The organism is Phytobacter sp. RSE-02, assembly GCF_040578655.1.
Classification (GTDB): domain Bacteria; phylum Pseudomonadota; class Gammaproteobacteria; order Enterobacterales; family Enterobacteriaceae; genus Phytobacter; species Phytobacter diazotrophicus.
Genome location: NZ_JBEULY010000017.1, coordinates 25,062 through 50,252, shown reverse-complemented (window position 1 = coordinate 50,252; position 25,191 = coordinate 25,062). Strand labels below are relative to the sequence as shown.

Below are 25,191 nucleotides of genomic sequence, written 5' to 3'. Positions count from 1 at the left end.
TAAAATGCGTGCAGTGCATTTTGCGAGGAATACACCCTTTATTCGTACGTTTATTAGATGTTCAGTGCGGATTTGATTCTAGGAAGGAATATATGCAGCAACAATTATCAATTTTGCTTTCGCAATTATGTATTTTAGCTTCTGTGATAGCGATACATTTTATCTGGTAACAGAAACAGTTATTTCTCCCGTGAGGGATACTTTATTTCGTAATATTTTTTAGCCGCCGAAACATTTATTCGGCGGCCCGGAAAATTCGTTTAATTATTTAAAGACCCAGCGCTTTTTTACCGGCATTGATCACCTCAATAATCTTATCCGTGTCGTACACGCACCCTTTCCAGGTGCCACCGCTCACCGCCTGGAGCGCCGCCCACAGGCGGGTGTCGTCAGGCAGGAAGTCATGCGCTTTCAGTTCCGGATGCAGCTCGCGCTCTGCCAGTACCACTGCGCCCTCTTCCGGCTTCAGGCGCGCCTCCGCTGTGCCGATAAAGTTCACGCTTCCTGCCAGTGACAGGCGATCGACAATAATCTCGATCAGATCGCCGCTGCGGAGCTTGCCAATCGGCCCGCCCGCCAGCGCTTCCGGCGCAACGTGCCCCAGGCAGGCCCCGGTCGAGACACCGGAGAAACGCGCATCGGTAATCAGCGACACGGTTTTCCCCCACGAGATATGTTTCAGCGCCGAGGTGAGCTGGTAGGTCTCTTCCATGCCGGTGCCGGAGGGCCCGCCACCGATAATGACCATGATATCGCCCTGCTTGATCTGCCCCTGCTTGATGGCTTTGATGGCCGCCTCTTCCGAGACAAAGACCCGCGCCTCGCCGGTATGGCGATAGACGCCGTCGTCGTCCACCACTGACGGATCGATGGCCGTGGCTTTAATGACCGAGCCATCCGGCGCTATGTTGCCCACCGGGAAGGCCACCGTGGAGGTCATCCCTTTGGCTTTCGCCCCTTCCGGCGAGAGGATCACCTCATCCGGCTCCACACCGTCCTGCTCGCGCAGGCACTGGCGGAACTTCGCGCGGCGCTCGGAGTGCTCCCACCAGTCGAGGTTTTCGCCCAGCGTCTGCCCGGTGACTGTCATCACATCTTCATGCAGCAGCCCCAGCCGACGCAGGTGGAGCATCACTTCCGGTACGCCGCCCGCAAGGAACGCGCGCACCGTCGGGTGATAGTCCGGCCCGTTGGGCAGCACACTCACCAGGCGCGGCACTTTGCGGTTGATGGCGCTCCACTGCGCCACGTCCGGCATACGGCATTTGGCCGCATGGGCGATGGCGGGGATATGCAGCAACAGGTTGGTGGAGCCGCCAAAGGCCGCGTGCACCACCATCGCGTTTTCGATGGCTTTGTCAGTGAGGATGTCGCGGGCGGTAATGCCCTTCTCATCCAGCGCCATAACCGCACGCGCCGACTGGCGGGCAATTTCCAGCCAGACGTCCTGGCCCGATGGCGCGAGCGCCGAGTGCGGCAGCGCCAGCCCTAACGCTTCGGCCACCACCTGCGAGGTGCCCGCGGTGCCGAGGAACTGGCAGCCGCCGCCGGGGGACGCACAGGCGCGACAGCCCAGCTCGGAGGCCTCTTTGAGACTCAGTTCGTTGTTGGCGTAACGCGCGCCGATGGTCTGTACCTTTCCGGCGTCTTCGCCGAAGGTGGGCGGCAGGGTCGCCCCGCCCGGCACGAGGATCACCGGCAGATCGTGCATTGACGCCAGCGCGATCATCGTCGCGGGCAGACCTTTATCGCAGGTGGCGACGCCGATCACCGCCCGGCGCGTCGGCAGCGAGCGGATCAGGCGGCGAAAAACGATGGCCGCATCGTTACGGTACGGCAAGGAGTCGAACATGCCATGGGTGCCCTGGGAGCGGCCATCGCACGGGTCGCTGACAAAGGCGGCGAACGGGATGCCGCTCAGGCGGGTGATCTCTTTTGCAGCCGCCGACATTTGCAGGCCGATCTCCCAGTGCCCGGTGTGATAACCCAGCGCAATGGGGCGACCGTCCGAGTGACGGATGCCGCCCTGGGTGCCGATCAGCAGGACTTCTCTGCCGGTGAGTTTGTTGGCATCCCAGCCCATACCGGCATTTTGCGTCATGCCGAACAGGTTGCCGCTGGGGGATTCGAGCAGCATTTGCGGGGTGAGCGGCAGCGCGCCCTGCGGCCCCGCAGCGTGGGTTTTCACCGCATAGAATTGTTCATCCTGCGGCGTAAAAATAGTGTCGATGGACATTGTCGTATTCTCCCGGTCAACCATGTTCAAAGAACGGCTGGTGACATCTTTTTGGAAGTCGTTCTACATTATAGAACAACGTTCTTATTATTTGATTCACTGTAATCCAGGTGTTGCACAGAGGTAAATCAGAGAGACGGGGAGACTGCGCTTTTTTGAGGCTTGATCACAAAATGGGCGGCAACGGGATGTAATGGGGGGATGTGGGAGAGGCAATCGGGTCAGAAGGACGATATAACCGGGTTCAGCGGGCTAAATTTGTGGCCTTGTTTAACGACGTGCCAGCGTTAAGGCTGGCACGGTTAGGGGATGACAGTGTTTTACAGGGGCGTACCTCGCCATGATACGACCGAGACTTTCTGGAATTAGTTAGTTGTCAGTAAATTGAATTGCCACGGGTAATGAAGACACCCTAACCATTTGATAATACTTGTTTTAATATTCTGTCGGTGACATATGATCGCTCGAACCATGCCGACGCTGCGGGCTTCTTCCCGCGTTCCATAGATCTTTTTCTTTATCCGTTCACGCTTCAGCAACTGGAAAAAGCTTTCTGCAACCGCATTATCGTGGCAGTTACCGCGACGGCTCATGCTGCCCTCCAGGCCGTGTGATTTCAGGAACGACTGCCACTCATGGCTTGTGTACTGACTGCCCTGATGCGAGTGAATCAGTACCTGTTTTTGCGGATTACGCCGCTATACAGCCATCAACAATGCATTCAGGACAATGTCATTTATCATCCGGTTTAATGACAGTCTCAGGTCTACCTGATGGCGTTGTGAATACGGCTGCTGAAGCCACGACTGGGATGAGCGTCCAGCACCCAACAGAGCAGGCGAACAAGCCAGCAACAGGTATTGTCACGGATGAAGGCATACCTCAGTCATACAGCTTCGCGAAGTACGCCGCGGCTTTTGTAATATGTCCCGTTTGTCGGTAACCCGCTTCTGCTCTTTCTGGAGACAATGGATCTCAGCCTGAGCATCTGACTGTTCTTTATTAGTGGAAGAATCCGGACCGAACTTCTTTATCCAGGCGTAAAGGCTGTGGGCGGTGATATCGAGGCGTGTTACAACGCTGGAAACAGAATAACCACAATCAAAAACCTGTTTGACTGCTTCAATTTTAAACGCTTGAGGATAACGCTTACCGCTCATGGGCACCTCTCTTTAAGTCATCTTAAATGACTCCGAGGTGTCTGTTAAACCCGTGGCGATTCAACCCGCCGATACCGGCTATCAGCCAATTATTAACTCACTGGGCGGTAAAACCGCCGCCGTCCCGGTCTGGTGGTACTTTATTCATGTGATCAGCAAAGGCATCACCAGCGCAACGGTTGCCGCCCTTCCCTGCCAGCCGGATCTGCGTCAGATCCGTTTTGAGGTGCAGCACACCCGCATTAAGGATCCAGCACTGGCACAGGAACTGCGGGATTTCGTTGAGGAGTGTTATGCCCCTTCCCGCGCCCGCCTGAAATTCCGCGCCGCAGAGCTGGACGATGACACCAGTGACGATACAGCCTGGGTGGGATCATCGTATTTTCTCAACACGGCTGGTTACTACGATACCGACCATGCACTTTCACCACACAGCGCCTGGCCGTACAGCGCATCACGCGACGCCGGGCTGGCCGATACGGGTGCGGACGGCTATCCCACCTGTAAGCAGTGGTGGTCCGACGACACCGTTGGTCTAAAAGCCCGGCTACTGCAACTCCCGGCCCCGGATATCTGGACGGCGTTTAAAAAGCTCGGTCAGTCACAGGCAGTATACGAAGAAGCCGTGCTGCGCTCGCTGGTTAGTGAACGAAATATGCAGGTATCACAGAACGGGCGCGTTTATCCAGGCTATGCCGGCAATGTTGATGGTACTGTCGCCAATGCCGACACCCGGCTGGCATCCAGCGCTGGGAATATTCTCGACAGCATAGCCGCGTTCCCTGCGTTCGACAGCGTGCGCCAGGCACTACCGATGGTACAGGCGCTGCTGCAAATGGCGCTGGTGATCTGTATTCCGCTGGTAACACTCTGCTCAGCGTGGGACGTGAAGGTGGTGATGACGCTGACGTTTGTGCAGTTCGCGCTGTTCTTCCTCACCTTCTGGTGGGAACTGGCGCGGTGGCTAGATAGCTGGCTGCTGGGTGTGCTTTACAGCAGTGATACTCGCAGTAGCTGGAATCTGGCCGGGATCCAGAATACGCAGGATGACGTGATTATCAATCTGGTGATGGGGTCGATGTTTCTGGTGCTGCCAACATTTTGGCTGGGGGCGATGACGTGGGCTGGGGTGAGGGTTGGCGTGGCGGTGAATGGGGCGCTAGCGGGTGGGGTTAAGGTGGCTCAGGATAGTGGAGGCAAAGCTGGGGGAAAATTGTTGTAGCAAGTAGGCTGGTCAAATTAGACTCTCGTCTTCAACAACTAACAACTGTGATGATGTGCTTTGGCGCACAAAATGCGCAGTTCAATTTTATCCCGGCTAAGAACATAGCTGGTGCGGTAGCTATGGCCTTACTGATTTATCGCCTAATATTATAGATTTTAACATTCTAGTGAATTACTAGCTCATGCTGGGTATTTTAAACATCGAGAATTCAAAGAGTTATATTTCTTATTGGCACAATAGCTTTTTCGTCACACACGAGCCGAATTTAAGTCAGATGGTTACAGATAAATCAAAAAATGCCAAATGGACGAATCTAGCGGCAGTAGACAGGGAAGCATTGAGACTAGATCTTAAGAATGTTCCCGAATTACATTTTGTTATTAGCCGCAAATGTGAATTTAGAGGATAAAAGAGATTGACATATATTATTGTTTTGTTGCAACAAGCAACTTCAATTAGCCAAGCAGGCTTCTTGGCAAACCAAAACTCCAACCAGTCCAGTTTGTACACAAAAAACGCAATGGTTATCTGAACAAAACAACTGTATATATACACAGCATAAAAAATATGATAACATGTGCAACAAAGCTATGCTTAACGAGATTAAATAAATGTTAAATATCAATACATTAGGTTTCTTTTCTGGTGGTGGTGGTCTAGACCTCGGATTCTCTGCCGCTGGGTATAATATTATTTTATCTTCAGATATTGATGCTCACTCCTGCGAAACATTAAAGCTTAATCAGGGGAAAAAAAGTTATGTGAAAGAGCATCCTGTTTTATGTGAAGATGTTAGAAAAATTGATAAAAAAGCGATTAAAGGAATCATCGGAGATCAAGAGATTGATTTTGTGATTGGTGGGCCGCCATGCCAATCGTTTTCGGTCTTTGGACGGCGTAAAGGTCTTGATGATCCACGAGGAAACTTAGTTTTCGAATATGTAAGATTAATAAAAGAATTAAACCCAAGAGGGTTTCTATTTGAAAATGTTGCTGGGCTAAAAAGCATCCATGGTGGTGAACTATATAAGGAGCTAGCTAAAGTCCTTTCAATGGATGGGAAATACAAAATATCAGCACATGAATATGAAGTTGCTGAATACGGCATTCCACAATTTAGGAAAAGAATATTTTTCATAGGTTCATTAGACGGTAAAACAATACCTCCAATGGTACCAACCCATGCTCAGGAAAAAGCCTTACCATTAGATTTTAAAGCATTTAATACTGTACAACAGGTATTAACAGGATTACCTACACCTATAACAGATTGGAAAGCTGCGCCCTATGTTAATGGACATGTTGGAAGAAAACATAGCCAGTTAATTATAGATAGATATAAATCCTTAATATACGGAGAGAGAGATCACAAAACTAGAATTAATAAATTAGATCCAGATAAACCTAGCTATACAATTATTGTTGGCTCGGATGCTGGTGGTGGAAAAGGACATGTTCATCCTTTTGAACCTCGTGAAGTAACACCAAGAGAAAGTGCAAGAATCCAAACATTCCCTGACTGGTGGGAATTTTTTGGTACTGGACGTCATATAATCCGACAAGTTGGGAATGCTGTCCCGCCATTGTTTGGTGCATTAATAGCAAATCATGTTGCAAAAGAAATGTTCTCTATCGATACAGAACGAAATATTGATGATTTCATAGACATTCTTGATTTGGGGTTTTTCCAAAATGCTAATAACGGATCTCTTCAGCCACAAGATACATTCGAGTGGTGATGATTGGCCAGAAAAATTAATAGATATAGCCACAATTTTTAATAAATTCGATGGTCATCCTTACGATAGGTTGGCTATCGAACAAGAGTTGCTAAAAATCAGTCCAAGAGCAACTAAGGTTGCTCGTGACCCTTCAAAATTCAGGGATGAAATAAGTGCATATCCAGCTTATTTAGGTCTATATCGCCTTAGTATTGTAAATGGAGTTTGGCATATTTATCTAAGTAATTCTGCTAAACGATTCTTAGTTAATGAAGAACCAAATGTATCGGCCTTTTTATTAATACAGCTATCAATATTCCAATATCCTAATGGAATGGGAGTAGCTTATAGCTCAGGGAGCTCTAACCTGAGAATCCAGGCAAACACCAAGGAAAGAACTCTTAGTTTTATTAGAGATAACATTCATTTATCGCCTTTAAGACTGATATGTAAAGCTATTCATGCTGATTCTATAGTAAATAATATCGATATTTTTGAAGCCAGTGTATCTTATGAGGAAATATTTATTCTGGCAAATGATAAAGATATAAATACTAATGCATCTCCTGATGAATCATTGATACAAGAAAAGTTGTATTTAATAAGAGATCAAGGCATTAAATTCCAAGGGAAATATGAAAGCCGCTTTCATATTTTGAAACATACAGATCTTTTTGAAGTTGAACGTTCTCGAATAAAGTTAAGAGCACCAATAACTAAAGCCGAGAAAGAATTAATTTTCGATAAAATATCCACAATTAATAATATTAGTATTCAGTTCAATGGATTTGACAACGTTGAAAATGAGGTTGATTTACACAACGAACTTCGAACTTGTTCATGGTCTAATTATTATGATGCTTTAAAAACTCTTGACCAAGAGACAATTTTTAAACTAACACACGAAAACAATGTTGTTACTAGTGATTTAGCAGATTTTACCGAAAAAGGAAAAATGGTTGAAATTATCTCCTCTGATAAGCTATATGAGCTCAGAGAAATAAATAAATCTATTTCGACAAAGCAAAACAACTACAAAAACAAGGTATATGTAGACCCTGAATTGACAAGAATTCGACGCCAAAGAGCAAATCTCACACACAAAATATTACTTGAAAAACTTAACGATTATTTAGTATCAAAAGGTGCTACATCTCTTGAAAATGAACATATTGATTTATATGCCAAATTAAAAAACAATAAAAAATTCTTATTTGAAGTAAAGAGCATTGATGATAAAAACCTTTTAAGTCAAACCAGAAAGGGGATCAGCCAATTATATGAATACAGATATCGATATCAAAACATCATTGGCTATGACGTTAATCTATGCCTTGTCTACCCCCACGAGCCTAAATACGTTCCATGGTTGCAAGAGTATCTATGTACAGATCGAGATGTAGGTATTATGTGGTTCGAAGAAGATAAGCCTATTTTTTCAAAATTCTGTGAGCATCTTGAAAAGATTATTTAAATCTAGAATATGAAAAATTCACGATATTCAGTAACTACATTGTGAATTTTTCATATTAGTCAGCCCATTACCAAATTAATTCCTATGATATCTGTCGAAACGCTGCAATCAGCCATTTCCAACGTTTCTGTATGGCGTCATGGAGACGTATGTGCTCCGCATAAACCGTTGCTGCTGTTGTATGTGCTGTCGCAGTACAAAGCAGGCCACCCGCGCCTGTTCAACTACGCTCTAGAGATCCACGAACCACTTACTCGTCTACTAAAAGAGTTTGGCCCCAAGCGACGCACTGACTATCCCAATATGCCCTTCTGGAGACTCAGAACTGACGGCTTCTGGGAAATCACCAACGCAGAAGGCTGTAAACCCCGTAAAGGCAACACCCAGCCGACAAAGAAAGAGCTGATTGATAACCAGGTAGCGGGTGGCTTTGATGAAGCCGCTTATCAACAGTTAATTGCACACCCTGAAGTAATCGACCAACTAGCCCAACAGATCCTGATAGATCGCTTTCCTGAAAGTATCCAGCGGATCCTCGCCAACCAACTGGGTCTGGATTTTATCGATCGTTCGAAGAACCGCGATCCGCGCTTCAGAGATATCGTCCTCCGGGCTTACCACTCGCGATGTGCTTTCTGCGGTTACGATCTACGACTCGATGGTGCGCTGGTTGGTATTCAAGCAGCCCATATCCACTGGAAAACCTATGGCGGACCGTGTGTTGTAAACAACGGTCTGGCGTTGTGTTCACTGCACCATGATGCTTTTGATATGGGCGCGTTCGGGCTGGATGAAAACCTTATCATTCGCATCTCCGGCGGCGTCAGTCGTAGCCCGGTGGTGGATAACCTGTTCTGGCAACGCAACGCCCAGCAGTTGCATCTTCCTCATGACAAATCGCTGTGGCCCACTGAACAATATGTCGGCTGGCATCGTAGGCAGATCTTCAAAGCCTGAGACCGTGAGCTTCGCAGGTATCATCGATTGCCCAATATGCTTTATCCCCTACAGAGGATAAATTTCCTTTGCCCCCTATAGCGGATAAACCCTGCGCACCAAAGTAGATTCCAGACCAACTCTCGCCCTGAGAAACCAGAATCTTGATTATTATTGATACCATATTAATCTGTACGAAGTTTGACCCGCAACCAGAGCCTTCAGGTTGCCACCCTACCCGGTGAGGCTCGCCTTTTCGTCCGCTCCGTATCATCCTCGCGGACAGCGCTTAGCGCCTGATACATCCTCTACCCCACCATGCAGGGAATCCCTCCCTGCCGGGCGGTGTTTCTCTGCTTTCATCACTGGAGAAACGCTATGCCAACTTCATCTTGCCCTGAAGCAAAATCCTTATCGCTGTCTGTCTCAACCGAAGCTTGGGAAAAGGTAGTCAGTTTTCCACCCGATCCCTCTCAGGAAGACGACCGTCTCGAAAACCTGATTGTCGCCACCATGCTGACATTCAAAAGCGCAGGCCCGGATCGTAAGAGTATTAATTTCGGTCTGTACTGTTTGCCTTCTGACGGCAGCAGCAATGTACCGCTGATGACGCCGCTGCGCTTAACGCTTGAAGATAACCACCTGCTGGTTACTGCCCTTCATACCTGCTGATTGCCTCAGCATCCTTCACTCCCCGTGCCGGGCGACTCCCGACCGGGAGCGCTGTACCCGGCTTCTTTATCATGAGGTTACGCTTATGAACAGAAGCAACGATCTTTACCAGAAAGTCATCGATGAAATTATCGCCGCGCTGGAGAAAGGCGTGATCCCCTGGGTTCGCCCGTGGCGGGAAGGGGAACCGGTGGTGCCGATGAATGCCTTATCCGGGCGGTTTTATCATGGCATCAACATTCCTCTGCTCTGGAACAGCGCAGAACGACAGGGATAGCGCTGAGCGCATGACCTTCATATCAACGGTGGAGCATCCCTGCTCTGCCGTTTTTCTCCACTCCAATAAATTTGCGCAGCCTAATAAACAATTTCGCCCCAAATATGACAGCACCAAAAGGCAAAATGCAAAAGGTTAAGGGGAAGAGAGTGAAGGGGTAACGGGCTTACCCGGAAAAGGGGAAAAAGGCCATTATGCGGATATGGCTGACTCGCAAAAAACCAGAGACCATACCATCCGACGGCAAACCGAGCGTCGCGGAGGGATGGCTGCATCCTGAATCTGCGCAAACGCTACTGGCTGAAACTACCCGCCAACAGCTGATCCAGTTTATTCGCCAGAGCACCGCGCTTCCTGCCTCACTATTTGAACGCTTCTGGCTGATACCAACCCACCGCTTCGCAGAACTGGCGCAGTTGTTCCCTGCCTCGGAAAACCACCACCACGCCCACGCAGGTGGCCTGCTCGATCACAGTCTCGAAGCTGCCTGCTATGCCGCACGACTGCGGCAGAGTTATCTTTTCCCGCCTGATGCAGCGCCGGAAGATCAGGAGGCGCAGTCCGAACGCTGGACCACCGTTATCATCTACGCCGCGTTGCTGCACGATCTGGGCAAACTTATCACCGATATTGAGGTGGAAGATGTCAGCGGGAAACGCTGGTTTCCGTGGCATGGCCCACTGACCCAGTCTTATCGGTTTCGCTATCTGCCGCAACGTGATTATCTGCGCCATCCGGCTGCGGCAGCTCTTCTGCTCACCCAACTACTCCCACCGGAAAGCTTTGACTGGCTCGCCGCCGATGCAGCTGCATTATCCATTCTGCTGCACTGCCTGAACGGACAGTATCAGTATGCCGGGCTGGCGGGTGAACTGGTGCAGAAAGCCGACCGGGCGTCGGTGGCGTTTAATCTCGGCGGCGATCCGGTCAAGGCTATCCATCGCCCACAAACCTCGCTGCCGCAGCAAATCATCGCCGCCCTGCGCGACCTGCTGACAAATGAATTCCGACTCAACAACCCGAACTGCGGCTCTGACGGCTGGCTGACGGAAGAAGCGCTGTGGCTGGTCAGCAAGAACGCTGCCGATGCCGTGCGTGGCTGGTTGCTGCGCCAGGGTATTGACGCCGTACCGCAGCATAACGTGCGGCTGTTCGATGAGATGCAGGCACACCAGTTGCTCATTCCCTGTGAGGATAAAGCCATCTGGCATTGCCGGATTGAGGCCAGTGGCGGCTGGAGCAGTGAACTCACGCTGTTACGCTTTTCCCCTTTACTAATTTGGGAAGATCCACAACAGCGGCCCACAACCTTCAGTGGAACCGTTACGCCGATAGCGGAAGTCCAGAATGCGACAGAAACAGTGATTGCAACGGATATCACTGTGGAACAACCATTCCCCCAACCCGAACAGAACGATACCCCACTTTCAGGAGAAGCCTTCTGGCAGTGGCTGGTTCGTAATGTTCAGGCTCAACATCTGGAAGTCAATGAACCTAACGCCCGAATCCATACCGTCGCCGGATCGGTGTTTCTGATGACGCCCGGAATTTTCAAACTCTGGCTTAGCACCTGCGGTCAGAATGTCCCTGAAGAATACTGGCGGGAGGTACAGAAGAAGTTCCAGAACCTGAATCTTCACCGAAAACAAAAAAACGGCCTCAACATCTGGCACTGCGCCGTTGTCGGCCCTCGCCGTTGTTCACGTCTGAAGGGATATCTGCTTGACGATCCCACGCCGCTTTTTGGAGATGACGTTCCCTTTAATAACCCTCATCTCTTGCTCAATGAAGGAAGTCACTCAAATGACCTTTGAACAGATCCTGGAAGAGTATTTTTTTGCCCGCTTATTGCGACCTGACACCCAGAGCTGTTATCGCACGGCAGTAAACCAGTTCACTCACTGGCGCAACGTGTTACCCGCCGAATTGACGTCGCATATGGTGCTGGAGTGGCGTCACTACCTGCTAAATGTGCGCTGTATCAAGCCGGTGAGCTGGAACCACTATATGCGCCATATGCGAGCCTTGTATAACTTCGCCATTGAACAGGGGCTACTGGAGCAGTTCATCAATCCATTCCAGAAAACATCGCTGCGGGAATCTCGTAAGAAAAAGAAAACCCTGACCCGCGAGCAAATCGTCGCATCCCGCAAAGTACTGAACCAATTTATCGAACGGGAGAAAATGCAGCGCGGCTATCGTTCGCCTTTATATCCGGCATGGTTTTGGCTGACCGTGGTTGAAACCTTCAACTACACAGCTATCCGTCTGAATCAGCTTATTCACCTGGGGGTCAGGGATATCGATTTGGTCCATGACACGCTGTTTATTCAGAGCGAAGGCAGCAAAAGCCATGATGAACACGTTGTTCCTATCGCCTCCCGGTTACGGCCCTATCTGGAGCATCTGCTTGAAGAAGAGAAAACAAAGGGAATACGGGCTGACGATCAGTTGTTCAACATCAATCGGTTCAGTCGGAGGACGCTGCGCCAGGGTAAACCAATGACAGAAAATAAGGTGAGTTATTTCTTTGCCAAACTCAGCGATGCCTGTCACAGCCGTTTTTCATCACATCGCTACCGTCATACCGTTGCCACAGAATTGATGCAGAAACCGGAGCAAAATTTGTATGTCACGCAGAAACTACTCGGCCACCGCGATATTAAGGTGACGCTCAGCTATATTGAACACAATGTCGAGATGCTCAGAAGTTGCGTGGAGAGAGATTGACAAAACAGGGAGTGAGTGAAAAGATCCAACCCGAGGCTTTATAAACAAAAAAAGCCGGAGATGCGGCCATTTTGTAGTTGCCGTCAACATCCAGCTTCATTGTACAACATACTGATTGTTGTAGGTTTTCCGATTATCACAATCGTTTTTGGTGCCGAAGGCCGGACTCGAACCGGCACGTATTTCTACGGTTGATTTTGAATCAACTGCGTCTACCGATTTCGCCACTTCGGCACTGAAGGGGATGCTGATAGCGGGTTGCATTATACCTGTTGCAGATCCCGGCGCAAGCATTCCCCCGCCTTGTCGCGTCTAAATGCCGAAAAAATCGACACATCTCCACCGCACTCCCCCACTATCTGGAACGCTTCTCGCAAAACGCTGCAACGTGACGGCGGCGGTTTACATTTATCGCGTCTTGTTATCTGATCCTGTTACGGGTTTTACCCATTCCTCATATCCATAGATCAGGACAAGGCATGCGTTTCTATCAGGTTGAGCCCACGCTGGAGAACTACTGGCGCGGCATAATCCTCTTTGGCAAAAATGTCGCTTCCTACAAATTCGCGCTGGCCCATGCGATGTACGACGTGAAACGCGACGGCAGCGACCTCATCCTGCTCGAAGATCTCGCTGTCCCGTTCAGCCAGCATCTGTGTCGCCACCTGGCGCAGGCACCAAAGCAAATCACCTCCACCAGAAGTCAGTATCTGGATGCCTGTCGCCAGTTTAATGCCGGGGAAATCGACCAGAATGCGCTGACAGAAGCGACGCTGCGAAACGGCTTTAATGTTGTGCTCAATGCGTTTCACAACGTCAATCAGGGCGAAATCGAAAAACGCTTTTTTATCGACGAGCGTAAAACCCACAAAGGCATACGCCTGACGACAAATTTTCATCAGCTCACGGAAGGTATGCAGTATCAAAACCTTAAGCTGGAGACGGACGCCCGCTGGAACCTGGTCGAGCAAGGCTGGGCGATGGGCGTGTCGCGCAACCTCATTGCCGTGGAGCATGACGAACAGGACAACATGCTGTTCAGCATCCAGAATAACCGCCGTGTCGATATCACCAGTTGTCGCGACAGCCTCAACGGCTATCAGAAAGGCCGCTGCTTTTACTGCTTCGCGCCTGTAAGCGTAGAAACCGGCGACGCAAACCTGGCCGATGTCGATCACTTTATTCCGTGGATGCTCAAAGACCAGGTGAGGAATGTGAATGGCGTCTGGAACCTGGTGCTGGCCTGTAAATGTTGTAACCGGGGTAAACAGGGGAAATTTGCCCATGTCCCCTCATTGAAACTGCTGCAGCGCCTGCACGATCGCAACGAGTACTTCATTACCAGCCACCTCCCGCTGCGCGAAACCCTGATGCGCCAGACCGGGGCGAGCACCGTAAAACGGCATGATTTCCTGTCAAATGTCTGGAACACTGCTCGCGTAAACTTATTCCACGAATGGGAGCCAAAGGCCGCCGGGCCGGATACTTTCTGATGACCATTAACTACTATCAAAACCATGCACAGGCATTCTTTGCCGACACCATCGGCGTCGATATGTCATCGCTCTACGCCCCTTTTACCGTGCACCTTACCCCTGGCGCGCGCGTGCTGGACGCCGGATGCGGTTCCGGGCGCGACAGCCGTGCGTTTCTGGAGATGGGTTATCAGGTCGAGGCCTTTGATGCGTCCTCCGAGATGGTTCGCATGGCATCGCAGCATAGCGGGCTGGCGGTTAAGCAAATGACATTCAGCGATGTCGATGCCACTGACCGTTACGACGGCATCTGGTGCTGCGCGTCCCTGCTACACGTGGAAGCACACGCTTTACCGCAGGTGATGTCTACGCTGGCGCAGGCGCTGAAACCCGGCGGAATCTGGTACGTCTCGTTCAAATATGGCGAACAGGAAAGAGAGAAAGAAGGTCGTCATTTCAGCGACTTAACCGAAGCAGGCCTGACCGCGCTGGTCAGCCCATTACCGGATGTTCAGGTGGTGTCGATGTGGACGACGCAGGATAAACGCCCGGATCGTGCGGAAACCTGGCTTAACGCCTTGTTACGCAAAGATTAACTCCACTACTCTGACTATCCTCTACACTCAAATCTCACACCATCATGAGGAAAGGCGATGTCGATTATCAAAAGCTATGCCGCTAAAGAAGCCGGGGCAGACCTGGAGCTGTTTGAGTACGACGCGGGGGAATTGGGTCAGGAAGATGTGGAAGTACAAGTGGATTATTGCGGGATCTGCCACTCGGATTTGTCGATGATCGACAACGAGTGGGGCTTCTCTCAATATCCGCTGGTCGCCGGGCATGAAGTGATTGGTCGCGTGGTGGCGCTGGGTAGTGCCGCGCAAAACAAAGGGCTGAAAGTCGGTCAGCGCGTGGGCATTGGCTGGACGGCGAAAAGCTGCGGTCACTGCGACGCCTGTATCAACGGCGACAATATCAACTGCCAGGAAGGCGCAGTGCCAACCATCCTTAACCGCGGCGGCTTTGCCGACAAAATCCGCGCGGGCTGGCAATGGGTGATCCCGCTGCCGGATACCATCGATGTCGAGACCGCCGGGCCGCTGCTCTGCGGTGGCATTACCGTGTTTAAACCGCTGCTGATGCACCATATCACCGCTACCAGCCGTGTCGGGGTCATTGGGATTGGTGGGCTGGGCCATATCGCCATCAAACTGCTGCGCGCGATGGGCTGTGAGGTGACGGCGTTCAGTTCGAACCCGGCGAAAGAGGCCGAAGTCCGCCTGATGGGCGCGGATTATGTGGTGAACAGCCGCGATCCGGAGGCCTTAAAAGCGCTGGCGGGCCAGTTTGATTTGATTATCAACACCGTGAACGTTGATTTGCAGTGGCAGCCGTATTTTGAAGCGCTGGCCCACGGCGGCGCGTTCCATACCGTCGGCGCAGTGCTGAAACCGCTGGAAGTCCCGGCCTTTACGCTGATTGGCGGCGACAGAAGTGTGTCCGGTTCCGCGACCGGTACGCCGTTCGAGCTGCGTAAGCTGATGAAGTTTGCCGGGCGGGCGAAGGTGGCACCGACTACCGAGATGTTCCCGATGTCGCAGATTAACGAGGCGTTGCAGCATGTGCGTGACGGGAAGGCGCGTTACCGCGTGGTGTTGAAAGCGGATTTCTAATGTGCCCTCACCCCTGCCCTCTCCCACGGGGAGAGGGAGTAAACCCGCACTCATATTTGCATCGGGAGCCAGACGGCAGCACATCCGGCTAATGGCGCTGTGCGGCCTGCTGCCCTCACTCCTGCCCTCTCTCACAGAGAGAGGGAGAAAGCCCTCACTCATATTTGCATCAGAAGCCAGGCGTGGCCCGGATAAGCGCAGCGCATCCAGGAAACGGCTTACCCCTTCGCCAGCGCCGCAAACACGTCCGCAATTGCCACTGCACCGGGGTCGGTGACGCCTTCCAGACTCTCACTGTTCACATAAGACGAACGGCCCGCGCCAGCGGTCTGCATGGTCGCGGTTTTGGCGGCACCCGCTTTTGCGGCAGACGCAGCGGCATCCAGCCCGCTATCGCGCAAGGCTTCCAGCGCCGGTTGCAACGCGTCGATAAGCGTCCGGTCACCTAAGTCCGCCCCGCCATAATGTTTCATCTGGTGTAGCCCACGGAGCAACGCCTCTGGCAAAGATTTACCATCATGCACAGCCTGACCTGCGGCGGTAAAGAAGATGGACATCAGCACGCCGCTGGAGCCGCCCATTACTGTTGCCAGCCGCTCGCCCACCAGTTGCAGCAACTGCGCGGTGTTATTCAGCGGCAATTCGCCCTGCTCCAGCAAATGGATAATTTCCCGCGCCCCTTCGGCGAACGTCGAGCCGGTATCGCCATCGCCCACTTTGGCATCCAGCGCATTCAGGCGATTTTCGAGATCGACAAGCGTCCGCGCCGCCGTCGAGACCAGCGTTTTTACCTGTGGGTTTTCCGACGGTTCGATTTCCAGTTGGTTGTAAACCGGGTTGTGGCGCTGGGTTTTCATCGGCGCAAAAGGCACCGGTTTTTGCCAGCCGACGGGCTGTACATCGGCATTAATGGCTTTCTCAAATGTCTCGTTCAGACGTAACAGCGAGAGGGAAAAGCCTTTCATATCCAGGGAACTGACCAGCGGCGCGGGGCCAATCAGATACGCAATCTGATCTTTTAGCGCCGAGTGTGCCAGCTCTTTGGTGAGCAGGGCCATTTCGAGCGCTGATACACCGCCCAGGTTGTTGATTAACACCGCAACGCGGTCATCCCCGGCCTGTGCTTTCAGCGGTGCAACCAGCGTCTCAATCAACTTCTGGCTGTTATGCGAGTCCACCGTGCTCGCGCCCGGCTCGCCGTGAATGCCGAGCCCCAGTTCGACCTGCCCATGCTGGATACGGTCGTCTTCATCGCTGCTTCCCGGCAGGTTGCAGGTCTCCATCGCCAGCCCCAGGCTCCAGACACTCTCACTGGCCTGTCGGGCGATGTCGCGCACTTCGCTTAAGGATTTACCCTGCTCGGCGGCGTAACCTGCGATTTTATGCACCAGCGCCGTTCCGGCGATACCGCGCGGTTGTTTATTGTCCGGCAGGGCGATGTCATCGGCGACGATCACCATCTCTACTTTCAGCCCGTAGCGTTTGGCTTTTTCTGCCGCGAGGCCGAAGTTAAGGCGGTCGCCGGTGTAGTTTTTAACGATCAGCAGGCAGCCCCGGTCACCGGTGACGGCGACGATCGCGTTGAGCACAGCATCAACGCTCGGCGAGGCAAACACGTCGCCACAGACGGCGGCAGTGAGCATTCCCTTACCTACAAAGCCAGCGTGGGCGGGTTCATGGCCGGAGCCGCCGCCGGAGATCACTGCAACGCGGGATTTATCCCAGTCGGCGCGGGCAACAATACGAATAGCGGGGTCGATGTCGAGGCGAACTAAATTGCCGTGGGGAGCGGAAATCACCATTCCTTCAATGGCGTCATTGACCAATTGTTTTCGGTCATTAAAGAAGAATCTGGACATAGCTTCCTGAATTTTTTGAGAACCGTAAGGAAAGCGTAGCCAGGATAAGGGAAAGTGTGTCGATGAAATAGGGTGAGTTTAGTGCGGCCAGGCGCTCTCTCCCACAGGGAGAGAGAGAAAGCAGCCCGGATAAGGCGAAGCCACATCCGGGAGCAGAACAGAAACCTAATTCTTACGCATCAGCAGCCAGAGGCTAATCAGGAAGAACGAAGTGCTTGGCAGCAACGCGCCAATAATCGGCGGAATGCCGTATACCAGCGTCAGCGGGCCGAAAATCTGGTCCAGCAGGTAGAATACAAAGCCGAAGCTGATACCCGTCACCACGCGCACGCCCATCGGCACGCTACGCAGCGGGCCAAAGATAAACGACAGCGCCATCAGCATCATCACCGCCACGGAAAGCGGCTGGAAAATTTTGCTCCACATCTGGAGTTGATAACGCCCGGCATCCTGGCCGCTTGATTTCAGGTACTTCACATAGTTGTGCAGACCGCTAATCGACAGTGCGTCAGGGTCCAGCGCCACCACGCCCAGTTTGTCCGGCGTGAGGTTGGTCTTCCAGGTACCGGTCAGCGTCTGTGTACCGGTCACTTGTTTCGGGTCGGTCAGGTTGGATTCATCCACCTGCGACAACCGCCACAGCTTAGTGTCTTTATCGAACTTCGCTAAAGCGGCATAGCGAACGGACTGCAAACGACGCTGAGCGTTGAAGGAGTAAATACTCACCCCACCCAACTCATCATCACCCTTCACCCGCTCGATATAGACAAACGTCTCGCCATCTTTCGCCCACAACCCTTGCTGGGTGGAGAGCAGCGAACCGCCATACATTGACTGTGCGCGCTGGTTACGCGCCATTTGCTCGCCCTGCGGCGCCACCCATTCGCCAATCGCCATGGTTAACAGCACCAGCGGGATGGCCGTTTTCATCACTGACAGCGCCACCTGCATACGGGTGTAACCCGAAGCCTGCATCACCACCAGTTCACTACGCTGGGCCAACATCCCCAGCCCCAGGAGCGCGCCAAGCAATGCCGCCATCGGGAAGAAAATCTGAATATCTTTCGGCACGCTGAGGATGGTATAAAGCCCCGCCCCCATCGCGTCATAGCTGCCCTGCCCGGCCTTTTTCAACTGGTCGACAAATTTGATGATGCCGGAGAGCGACACCAGCATGAATAGCGTCATCATGATGGTGGTAAAAATGGTTTTGCCGATATAGCGGTCAAGTACGCCAAACGCCTGCATTATACCGCTCCTCTGCCCATCACACGGGCGCGAATCCGACGCATCGGTACCGTGTCCCACAAGTTCAGACCCATCGCCAACGCCAGGTACGCCAGGTTAACCGCCCACATCCAAATCATCGGATCGATTTTGCCTTTTGCGGCATTGGATCGCAGGGAAGTTTGTAGCAGGAAGAACACCAGATACAACAGCATGGCGGGCAGCATCGACAGCACGCGTCCCTGGCGCGGGTTCACCACGCTCAGCGGCACGACCATCAGCGCCATCATAAATACGGTGAATATCAGAGTCAGACGCCAGTGTAACTCGGCCTTAGCGCGTGGGGTATCCGTGCGCCACAGCGTATCAAGCCCCATCTGCTCGGTATCGTCCGGGTCCAGCGTCACCGCCTGGTGGCCGATAATCGCCTGATAATCTTTGAAATCAGTAACGCGGAAATCACGCAACAGCGCCGTCCCTTCAAAGCGGGTGCCGGTGTTCAGGGTTACGACCTGAGAACCATCTTTCAATTGTGCAAGATGGCCGGAATCCGCTACCACCACAGAGGGGCGGGAATTGCCTTTCGTGCGAATCTGCGCCAGGAAGACATCGTGGAATTTGCTGCCTTCCACGCTTTCGATAAACAGCACCGAGTTACCGTCAGAAGCTGGCTGGAACTGCCCTTGCGCCAGTGCGGCCATGCCAGGGTTGGCTTTGGCGTCAGCCAGCACCGATTCCTGATGGCGCGATGACCAGGGGCTAAGCCACATGACGTTTGCCGCCGCCAGCGCACCGGTGAACAGCGCCAGAATCATCGCCGCTTTGACCAGCACCGCCCGGCTCAGGCCGCAGGCGTGCATGACGGTAATTTCACTCTCGGTATAAAGTTTGCCCAGCGTCATCAGCAGACCGAGGAACAGACTGAGCGGCAGGATAAGTTGCGCCATCTCTGGCACACCGAGGCCCAGTAGCGACAGTACCAGGTTCGTGGGGATTTCGCCGTCGACCGCTGCGCCGAGGATCCTTACCAGTTTCTGACAGAAAAAGATCAGAAGCAGGATGAAGAGGATCGCAAACTGGCTTTTTAGCGTCTCCCGCGCAAGATATCTTATGATTATCACTTTATATTACGCCCGTAAAAACCAGTCTTTTTACTGGAAAATCGCTTGTTTCGTGGCTTAAACGTCATTTATTCTCTTGAGTCGTCGAAATCATCGCTAAGATTAATATACTCAGCGGTAAAACGTATCCGACCCGTATCTGACGTGCCGAAACCTAAGTATCGTTAAGATTAACACGAAGTCACCGCAACAGCGGACATGAGTTACGAAAGCTTGCAATTATATACTCAATGGATTTCGAGTTGCAGAAAGGCGGCGAGACTGTGAAGCCCCGGAACTTACGTTCAGTAAGTGGCTGGGGTAAGCAGGCGCAAGCCAACGCATCTGCGGTTTGAAAGAGGTCGAGTATATCTGTAGCCCCTGCTGTTGTCTTTAAGATTCAGGAGTATAGTGCATGGAGTTCAGTGTAAAAAGCGGTAGCCCGGAGAAACAGCGGAGTGCCTGCATCGTTGTGGGTGTTTTTGAGCCGCGCCGTCTCTCTCCGATTGCCGAGCAACTCGACAAGATCAGTGACGGCTATATCAGCGCACTGCTGCGCCGTGGCGAACTGGAAGGCAAACCGGGCCAGACCCTGCTGCTGCACCACGTTCCAAATGTCCTCTCCGAACGTATTCTGTTGATTGGTTGCGGCAAAGAACGCGAACTGGATGAACGCCAGTATAAGCAGGTCATTCAGAAAACCATTAATACCCTGAATGATACTGGTTCAATGGAAGCCGTTTGCTTCCTGACCGAGCTACACGTTAAAGGTCGCAATACCTACTGGAAAGTTCGCCAGGCGGTCGAAACAGCAAAAGAATCTCTGTACAGCTTTGACCAGTTGAAAACCAACAAGAGCGAGCCGCGTCGCCCGCTGCGTAAAATGGTCTTCAACGTGCCAACCCGTCGGGAACTGACCAGCGGCGAGCGCGCAATCCAGCACGGTCTGGCGATTGCTGCGGGCATCAAAGCGGCGAAAGATCTCGGCAACATGCCGCCGAACATCTGTAATGCGGCCTATCTGGCTTCTCAGGCGCGTCAACTGGCGGACTCATACAGCAAAAATGTCATCACCCGCGTAATCGGTGAGCAGCAGATGCGCGAACTGGGGATGCACTCTTACCTCGCGGTTGGCGCAGGCTCACAAAACGAATCGCTGATGTCGGTTATCGAATATAAAGGTAACCCGTCGGAAGACGTGCGTCCGATTGTCCTGGTCGGCAAAGGCCTGACCTTCGACTCCGGCGGTATCTCTATTAAGCCGTCCGAAGGGATGGACGAGATGAAGTACGACATGTGCGGCGCGGCGGCAGTGTACGGCGTGATGCGCATGGTGGCCGAACTGCAACTGCCGATTAACGTCATCGGCGTGCTGGCGGGCTGCGAAAACATGCCAGGCGGGCGCGCTTATCGTCCGGGCGACGTGCTGACCACCATGTCCGGCCAGACCGTTGAAGTGCTGAACACCGATGCTGAAGGCCGCCTGGTGCTGTGCGACGTGCTCACCTATGTTGAGCGCTTCGAGCCGGAAGCGGTTATCGATGTGGCGACCCTGACAGGCGCATGCGTGATTGCCCTCGGCCATCACATCACCGGGCTGATGTCGAACCATAACCCGCTGGCGCACGAGCTGATCGGCGCATCCGAGCAGGCGGGTGACCGCGCATGGCGTCTGCCGTTGGGTGATGAGTACTACGAGCAACTGGATTCCAATTTTGCCGATATGGCGAACATTGGCGGTCGTCCGGGCGGCGCGATTACCGCAGGGTGCTTCCTTTCCCGCTTTGCCCGTAAGTACAACTGGGCGCATCTGGACATCGCCGGTACCGCGTGGCGTTCCGGTAAAGCCAAAGGCGCAACCGGTCGTCCGGTGGCTATGCTGTCGCAGTTCCTGCTGAACCGCGCCGGGTTTACTGGCGAAGAGTAAGCGAAATCCTCTCACCCGTCCCCTCTCCCCTAAGGGGCGTGGGGATGGCATTCGCCCTCTCTTGAGGGCGAATGCCCGGGTGAGGGTGTACGATTTAAATTCACCACAAGAAGCCCCATATCATGAAGAACGCCACGTTTTATCTTCTGGACAATGAGACCACCGTCGACGGCCTGAGCGCCGTGGAACAACTGGTGTGTGAGGTTGCCGCAGAACGTTGGCGCAATGGCAAACGCGTGCTGATTGCCTGTGAAGACGAGCAGCAGGCGCTGCGACTGGATGAAGCGCTGTGGGCAAGGCCGCCGGAGAGTTTTGTACCGCATAACCTCGCCGGAGAAGGCCCCAGAGGCGGTGCGCCTGTTGAGATAGCCTGGCCGCAAAAGCGCAACGGCAGCCCGCGCGATATTCTCATCAGTTTGCGGACAAACTTTGCAGATTTTGCCACCGCTTTCACAGAAGTGATAGACTTCGTTCCTTACGAAGATTCTTTGAAACAACTGGCTCGCGAACGCTATAAAGCCTATCGCATGGCTGGTTTCAACCTGAACACGGCAACCTGGAAATAATGGAAAAGACATACAACCCCCAAGAGATCGAACAGCCGCTTTACGAGCATTGGGAAAAGCAGGGCTACTTCAAACCGAATGGCGATGAAAGCCAGGAAAGCTTCTGCATCATGATCCCTCCGCCGAACGTCACCGGCAGTTTGCACATGGGTCACGCCTTCCAGCAGACCATCATGGATACCATGATTCGCTACCAGCGCATGCAGGGCAAAAACACCCTGTGGCAGGCCGGTACCGACCACGCGGGTATCGCAACCCAGATGGTGGTTGAGCGTAAGATTGCCGCCGAAGAAGGTAAAACCCGCCACGATTATGGCCGCGACGCCTTTATCGAAAAAATCTGGCAGTGGAAGGCAGAATCCGGCGGCACCATTACCCGCCAGATGCGCCGTCTGGGCAACTCCGTGGATTGGGAGCGCGAGCGCTTCACCATGGACGAAGGCCTCTCCAACGCCGTGAAAGAAGTCTTTGTCCGCCTGTACAAAGAAGATCTGATTTACCGTGGTAAGCGCCTGGTGAACTGGGACCCGAAACTGCGCACCGCGATTTCCGACCTCGAAGTGGAAAACCGCGAGTCCAAAGGGTCCATGTGGCACATTCGCTACCCGCTGGCTGACGGCGCGAAAACCGCCGACGGCAAAGATTATCTGGTTGTCGCCACCACCCGTCCGGAAACCCTGCTGGGCGATACCGGCGTGGCGGTGAACCCGGAAGACCCGCGTTACAAAGACCTGATTGGTAAATATGTGGTTCTGCCGCTGGTGAACCGCCGTATTCCGATCGTGGGCGACGAACACGCCGACATGGAAAAAGGCACCGGCTGCGTGAAAATCACCCCGGCGCACGACTTTAATGACTACGAAGTGGGCCGTCGTCATCAGCTTCCGATGATCAACATTCTGACCTTTGATGGCGATATCCGCGAAACGGCGGAAGTGTACGACACCAAAGGCAACGAATCCGACGTCTACTCAAATGAAATCCCGGCGGAGTTCCAGAAACTGGAACGCTTTGCGGCGCGTAAAGCCATCGTTGCTGCCGTTGACATGCTGGGCCTGTTGGAAGAGATCAAACCACACGACCTGACCGTGCCTTACGGCGACCGTGGCGGCGTAGTTATCGAACCGATGCTGACCGACCAGTGGTATGTACGTGCCGATGTGCTGGCGAAACCGGCGGTTGAAGCGGTTGAGAATGGCGAGATCCAGTTTGTGCCGAAGCAGTACGAAAACATGTACTTCTCCTGGATGCGCGATATTCAGGACTGGTGTATCTCCCGTCAGCTATGGTGGGGCCACCGCATCCCGGCGTGGTACGACAACAACGGCAATGTCTATGTGGGTCGTAACGAAGCCGAAGTGCGCCAGGAAAATAACCTGGGCGCCGATGTTGCCCTGCGCCAGGATGAAGACGTGCTGGACACCTGGTTCTCCTCTGCCCTGTGGACCTTCTCTACCCTCGGCTGGCCGGAAAATACCGATGCGCTGCGTCAATTCCACCCGAGCACCGTGATGGTCTCTGGCTTCGACATCATCTTCTTCTGGATTGCCCGCATGATCATGATGACCATGCACTTCATCAAAGATGAAAACGGCAAGCCGCAGGTGCCGTTCCATACCGTCTACATGACCGGTCTGATTCGTGATGACGAAGGCCAGAAGATGTCCAAATCCAAGGGTAACGTTATTGACCCGTTGGATATGGTGGACGGTATCTCTCTGGCGGATCTGCTGGAGAAACGTACCGGCAACATGATGCAGCCGCAACTGGCGGAAAAAATCCGCAAGCGCACCGAGAAGCAGTTCCCGAACGGCATTGAGCCGCACGGCACCGACGCCTTGCGCTTCACCCTGGCCGCGCTGGCCTCGACCGGTCGCGACATCAATTGGGATATGAAGCGTCTGGAAGGTTACCGCAACTTCTGTAACAAGCTGTGGAACGCCAGCCGTTTCGTGCTGATGAATACCGAAGACCAGGATTGCGGCTTCAACGGCGGCGAGATGGTACTGTCGCTGGCGGACCGTTGGATCCTGGCGGAATTCAACCAGACCGTGAAAGCATACCGTGAAGCGCTGGATAACTTCCGCTTCGATATCGCCGCGGGCATCCTGTATGAATTCACCTGGAACCAGTTCTGTGACTGGTATCTGGAGCTGACCAAGCCGGTGATGAGCGGCGGTTCTGAGGCAGAGTTGCGCGGCACGCGTAACACGCTGGTGAACGTGCTGGAAGCGCTGCTGCGTCTGGCGCACCCAATCATTCCGTTTATCACGGAAACCATCTGGCAGCGCGTGAAAGTGCTGAAAGGCATTACTGCCGACACTATCATGCTGCAGCCTATCCCGCAGTACGATGCGTCTCAGGTTGATGAAGCGGCGCTGGCAGATACCGAATGGCTGAAACAGGCGATCGTGGCGGTACGTAATATCCGTGCCGAAATGAATATCTCCCCGGGCAAACCGCTGGAGCTGCTGCTGCGTGGTTGCAGTAAAGATGCAGAGCGTCGCGTGAATGACAACCGCAGCTTCCTGCTGAATCTGGCGCGTCTGGAAAGCATCACGGTTCTGCCAGCCGATGATAAAGGTCCGGTTTCCGTGACCAAGATTATCGATGGCGCGGAGCTGCTGATCCCCATGGCAGGTCTGATTAACAAAGAAGACGAGCTGGCGCGTCTGGCGAAAGAAGTGGCGAAGATCGACGCGGAAATTGGCCGTATCGAAAGCAAACTGTCCAACGAAGGTTTTGTGGCGCGCGCACCGGAAGCGGTGATTGCCAAAGAGCGTGAGAAGCTGGACGGCTATGCAGAGGCCAAAACCAAGCTGATTGAACAGCAGGCCGTTATTAGCGCGCTGTAATCAGGCTGCACATGAAAAAGCCGGGCTTCGATAGCCCGGCTTTTTTTGTCCCACAATTCAGGGGGGAAACTCTCAGGT

General features: G+C 52.9%; 18 protein-coding genes, 1 tRNA gene and 2 pseudogenes. 14 read left to right on the top strand and 7 right to left on the bottom strand.

The window, feature by feature from the left end; genetic code table 11:
- Window positions 1-268: 268 nt before the first annotated feature.
- Window positions 269-2,236: a YjhG/YagF family D-xylonate dehydratase gene (locus tag ABU190_RS23665; RefSeq protein ID WP_354692533.1), complete on the bottom strand. Its 1,968-nt coding sequence runs from the start codon at window positions 2,234-2,236 to the stop codon at window positions 269-271.
- Between the two features lie 435 nt (window positions 2,237-2,671).
- A pseudogene (locus ABU190_RS23660) lies at window positions 2,672-3,396 on the bottom strand (transposase).
- Between the two features lie 37 nt (window positions 3,397-3,433).
- Here ABU190_RS23660 and ABU190_RS23655 point away from each other — a divergent pair.
- The 8 genes and pseudogenes from ABU190_RS23655 (at window position 3,434) to ABU190_RS23620 (ending at window position 12,431) form a co-directional block, all read left to right on the top strand.
- Entirely contained in the window at window positions 3,434-4,618 is a 1,185-nt protein-coding gene (locus tag ABU190_RS23655) for a conjugal transfer protein TraG N-terminal domain-containing protein (protein WP_354692532.1), read from the top strand.
- A 614-nt stretch (window positions 4,619-5,232) separates the two neighbouring features.
- A complete protein-coding gene (locus ABU190_RS23650; RefSeq protein WP_354692531.1) occupies window positions 5,233-6,360 on the top strand; it encodes a DNA cytosine methyltransferase in 1,128 nt (375 codons plus the stop codon).
- On the top strand, window positions 6,314-7,816 hold the full coding sequence (locus tag ABU190_RS23645) for a hypothetical protein (RefSeq protein WP_286464439.1): 1,503 nt from the start codon (window positions 6,314-6,316) through the stop codon (window positions 7,814-7,816). The genes ABU190_RS23650 and ABU190_RS23645 overlap by 47 nt, the downstream gene beginning before the upstream one ends.
- 84 nt (window positions 7,817-7,900) lie before the next feature.
- On the top strand, window positions 7,901-8,773 hold the full coding sequence (locus tag ABU190_RS23640; protein ID WP_354692530.1) for a phosphorothioated DNA-binding restriction endonuclease: 873 nt from the start codon (window positions 7,901-7,903) through the stop codon (window positions 8,771-8,773).
- 357 nt (window positions 8,774-9,130) lie between these two features.
- Window positions 9,131-9,424: a hypothetical protein gene (locus ABU190_RS23635; RefSeq protein ID WP_063390048.1), complete on the top strand. Its 294-nt coding sequence runs from the start codon at window positions 9,131-9,133 to the stop codon at window positions 9,422-9,424.
- A gap of 85 nt (window positions 9,425-9,509) precedes the next feature.
- Window positions 9,510-9,698 (top strand): annotated as a pseudogene (locus ABU190_RS23630) (ArdC family protein); the annotation flags it as partial.
- A 197-nt stretch (window positions 9,699-9,895) separates the two neighbouring features.
- Window positions 9,896-11,515: a MobH family relaxase gene (gene mobH, locus ABU190_RS23625; protein ID WP_354692529.1), complete on the top strand. Its 1,620-nt coding sequence runs from the start codon at window positions 9,896-9,898 to the stop codon at window positions 11,513-11,515.
- Window positions 11,505-12,431, top strand: coding sequence for a tyrosine-type recombinase/integrase (locus tag ABU190_RS23620; RefSeq protein WP_354692528.1), 927 nt, complete (start codon window positions 11,505-11,507; stop codon window positions 12,429-12,431). The genes mobH and ABU190_RS23620 overlap by 11 nt, the downstream gene beginning before the upstream one ends.
- A gap of 149 nt (window positions 12,432-12,580) precedes the next feature.
- On the opposite strand, the gene ABU190_RS23615 is transcribed toward ABU190_RS23620, so the two are convergent.
- Window positions 12,581-12,665, bottom strand: a tRNA-Leu gene (locus ABU190_RS23615).
- A gap of 245 nt (window positions 12,666-12,910) precedes the next feature.
- On the opposite strand from ABU190_RS23615, the gene ABU190_RS23610 reads away from it, so the two are divergent.
- Genes ABU190_RS23610 through ABU190_RS23600 form a run of 3 tightly spaced genes read left to right on the top strand, consistent with a single transcriptional unit; the run spans window position 12,911 to window position 15,579 of the window.
- Window positions 12,911-13,924 carry an HNH endonuclease gene (locus ABU190_RS23610; protein ID WP_354692527.1) on the top strand — a complete coding sequence of 338 codons (1,014 nt, stop codon included), beginning with the start codon at window positions 12,911-12,913 and terminating at the stop codon, window positions 13,922-13,924.
- Window positions 13,924-14,502 carry a class I SAM-dependent methyltransferase gene (locus ABU190_RS23605; RefSeq protein WP_354692526.1) on the top strand — a complete coding sequence of 193 codons (579 nt, stop codon included), beginning with the start codon at window positions 13,924-13,926 and terminating at the stop codon, window positions 14,500-14,502. Before ABU190_RS23610 ends, ABU190_RS23605 begins: the two co-directional genes overlap by 1 nt.
- 57 nt (window positions 14,503-14,559) lie before the next feature.
- Window positions 14,560-15,579 (top strand): NAD(P)-dependent alcohol dehydrogenase, encoded by a 1,020-nt coding sequence (locus ABU190_RS23600; protein ID WP_039076898.1) that lies wholly within the window; start codon window positions 14,560-14,562, stop codon window positions 15,577-15,579.
- Window positions 15,580-15,797: 218 nt separating this feature from the next.
- On the opposite strand, the gene ABU190_RS23595 is transcribed toward ABU190_RS23600, so the two are convergent.
- The 4 genes from ABU190_RS23595 to ABU190_RS23580 form a co-directional block, all read right to left on the bottom strand.
- Window positions 15,798-17,438 carry a dihydroxyacetone kinase subunit DhaK gene (locus ABU190_RS23595; RefSeq protein WP_354692525.1) on the bottom strand — a complete coding sequence of 547 codons (1,641 nt, stop codon included), beginning with the start codon at window positions 17,436-17,438 and terminating at the stop codon, window positions 15,798-15,800.
- Between the two features lie 165 nt (window positions 17,439-17,603).
- On the bottom strand, window positions 17,604-18,686 hold the full coding sequence (lptG, locus tag ABU190_RS23590; protein WP_354692524.1) for an LPS export ABC transporter permease LptG: 1,083 nt from the start codon (window positions 18,684-18,686) through the stop codon (window positions 17,604-17,606).
- Window positions 18,686-19,786 carry an LPS export ABC transporter permease LptF gene (lptF, locus tag ABU190_RS23585; RefSeq protein ID WP_039076901.1) on the bottom strand — a complete coding sequence of 367 codons (1,101 nt, stop codon included), beginning with the start codon at window positions 19,784-19,786 and terminating at the stop codon, window positions 18,686-18,688. Before lptF ends, lptG begins: the two co-directional genes overlap by 1 nt.
- A gap of 64 nt (window positions 19,787-19,850) precedes the next feature.
- Entirely contained in the window at window positions 19,851-19,901 is a 51-nt protein-coding gene (locus tag ABU190_RS23580) for a hypothetical protein (RefSeq protein WP_216637209.1), read from the bottom strand.
- Between the two features lie 279 nt (window positions 19,902-20,180).
- Here ABU190_RS23580 and pepA point away from each other — a divergent pair, with 279 nt between their 5' ends.
- The 3 genes from pepA (at window position 20,181) to ABU190_RS23565 (ending at window position 25,113) form a co-directional block, all read left to right on the top strand.
- Window positions 20,181-21,692, top strand: coding sequence for a leucyl aminopeptidase (gene pepA, locus ABU190_RS23575; protein WP_039076902.1), 1,512 nt, complete (start codon window positions 20,181-20,183; stop codon window positions 21,690-21,692).
- Between the two features lie 122 nt (window positions 21,693-21,814).
- The gene (holC, locus tag ABU190_RS23570) at window positions 21,815-22,258 is read left to right on the top strand and encodes a DNA polymerase III subunit chi (RefSeq protein WP_039076903.1); all 444 of its coding nucleotides are present in this window, start codon (window positions 21,815-21,817) and stop codon (window positions 22,256-22,258) included.
- Window positions 22,258-25,113, top strand: a complete 2,856-nt coding sequence (locus tag ABU190_RS23565; RefSeq protein ID WP_354692523.1) for a valine--tRNA ligase — start codon at window positions 22,258-22,260, stop codon at window positions 25,111-25,113. The genes holC and ABU190_RS23565 overlap by 1 nt, the downstream gene beginning before the upstream one ends.
- The last annotated feature ends 78 nt before the right edge of the window (window positions 25,114-25,191 follow it).

Bases quoted from the DNA above. Each gene is read 5' to 3' on its own strand.
- ABU190_RS23665 (WP_354692533.1), bottom strand. From the start codon at position 2,236: ATGTCCATCGACACTATTTTTACGCCGCAGGATGAACAATTCTATGCG.
- ABU190_RS23650 (WP_354692531.1), top strand. From the start codon at position 5,233: ATGTTAAATATCAATACATTAGGTTTCTTTTCTGGTGGTGGTGGTCTA.
- ABU190_RS23645 (WP_286464439.1), top strand. From the start codon at position 6,314: ATGCTAATAACGGATCTCTTCAGCCACAAGATACATTCGAGTGGTGAT.
- ABU190_RS23640 (WP_354692530.1), top strand. From the start codon at position 7,901: ATGATATCTGTCGAAACGCTGCAATCAGCCATTTCCAACGTTTCTGTA.
- ABU190_RS23635 (WP_063390048.1), top strand. From the start codon at position 9,131: ATGCCAACTTCATCTTGCCCTGAAGCAAAATCCTTATCGCTGTCTGTC.
- mobH (WP_354692529.1), top strand. From the start codon at position 9,896: ATGCGGATATGGCTGACTCGCAAAAAACCAGAGACCATACCATCCGAC.
- ABU190_RS23620 (WP_354692528.1), top strand. From the start codon at position 11,505: ATGACCTTTGAACAGATCCTGGAAGAGTATTTTTTTGCCCGCTTATTG.
- ABU190_RS23610 (WP_354692527.1), top strand. From the start codon at position 12,911: ATGCGTTTCTATCAGGTTGAGCCCACGCTGGAGAACTACTGGCGCGGC.
- ABU190_RS23605 (WP_354692526.1), top strand. From the start codon at position 13,924: ATGACCATTAACTACTATCAAAACCATGCACAGGCATTCTTTGCCGAC.
- ABU190_RS23600 (WP_039076898.1), top strand. From the start codon at position 14,560: ATGTCGATTATCAAAAGCTATGCCGCTAAAGAAGCCGGGGCAGACCTG.
- ABU190_RS23595 (WP_354692525.1), bottom strand. From the start codon at position 17,438: ATGTCCAGATTCTTCTTTAATGACCGAAAACAATTGGTCAATGACGCC.
- lptG (WP_354692524.1), bottom strand. From the start codon at position 18,686: ATGCAGGCGTTTGGCGTACTTGACCGCTATATCGGCAAAACCATTTTT.
- pepA (WP_039076902.1), top strand. From the start codon at position 20,181: ATGGAGTTCAGTGTAAAAAGCGGTAGCCCGGAGAAACAGCGGAGTGCC.
- holC (WP_039076903.1), top strand. From the start codon at position 21,815: ATGAAGAACGCCACGTTTTATCTTCTGGACAATGAGACCACCGTCGAC.
- ABU190_RS23565 (WP_354692523.1), top strand. From the start codon at position 22,258: ATGGAAAAGACATACAACCCCCAAGAGATCGAACAGCCGCTTTACGAG.